At 69.2% G+C, this 1,006-nt stretch carries 1 protein-coding gene; it reads left to right on the top strand.

The window, feature by feature from the left end:
* The first annotated feature begins 56 nt into the window (after nucleotides 1-56).
* Nucleotides 57-988 (top strand): IS5 family transposase gene (locus ACIQOW_RS39695; protein ID WP_401092863.1). Its coding sequence is split into 2 segments (ribosomal slippage): nucleotides 57-453 and nucleotides 453-988, totalling 933 coding nucleotides; the frame shifts between segments, so codons are not numbered across the junction.
* Nucleotides 989-1,006 lie beyond the last annotated feature (18 nt).

Here is a 1,006-nt window from a genome sequence, read left to right on the forward strand (position 1 = left end):
TAGGAGCTGTCCGGCCGATCATGTGACTATTGCCTGCCTTGGTCGTTGGTCGGGGCATGGGGCGGGGAGATCTGACGGATGCCGAGTGGGAACGGTTGCGGCCGTTCCTGCCGGTCAGCAACAAGCGTTGTGGCCGGTGGCGGGATCACCGGCAGGTGATCGACGGGATCCTGTACCGGGTGCGGACCGGTGTGCACTGGCGTGACCTGCCGGAGCGGTTCGGGCCGTGGAAGACGGTCTACGAACGCCACCGGCTGTGGTCGGCCGACGGAACCTGGGAACACCTGCTTCAGCAGGTCCAGGCCGAAGCGGATGCGGCCGACGACATCGACTGGGACATCTCGGTCGACTCCACGAGTGTGAGAGCCCACCAGCACGCGGCCGGCGCCCGAACCGATCCGCCACCGGCCCTTGCCTCAAAGGGGGCTGGGCCAGGAGAACACCAGGACGAGACGCCCTGGCAAAGCCTCGCCGCCCGCCTGGCGGAGGTGGTGGAGGAGGCGAGGGCCTGGGCCGCTCGCGCGGCGGGTTCACCACCAAGGTCCACCTGAGTGCGGACGGACGCTGCCGCCCCCTGTCCCTGATCGTCACACCGGGCCAGCGGGCGGACTGCACGCAGTTCGTTCCGGTACTGGAGAAGGTCCGCGTTCCGCGGACCGGCCCCGGACGCCCCCGCAAGACGCCCGACAGCCTCGCCGCCGACAAGGCATACAGCAACGGGCCGTGCCGCGCCTACCTGCGCAGGCGCGGCATCCGGCACACGATCCCGGAGAAGACCGACAGCCAGGCCGCCCGCCTGCGCAAGGGCTCACACGGAGGGCGGCCACCGGGCTTCGACGAGGAGCGGTACAAGAAGCGCAACACCGTCGAACGGGCCATCAACAAGCTCAAGCACGCCCGAGCCGTCGCAACCCGTTACGACAAACGCGGCTACGTCTACCTCGGCACCGTCACCGCAGCCGCCCTCGTCATCTGGCTCCGCACATGATCGGCCGGACAGCTCCTA

The sequence above is a fragment of the Kitasatospora sp. NPDC091335 genome (assembly GCF_044757205.1).
Classification (GTDB): domain Bacteria; phylum Actinomycetota; class Actinomycetes; order Streptomycetales; family Streptomycetaceae; genus Kitasatospora.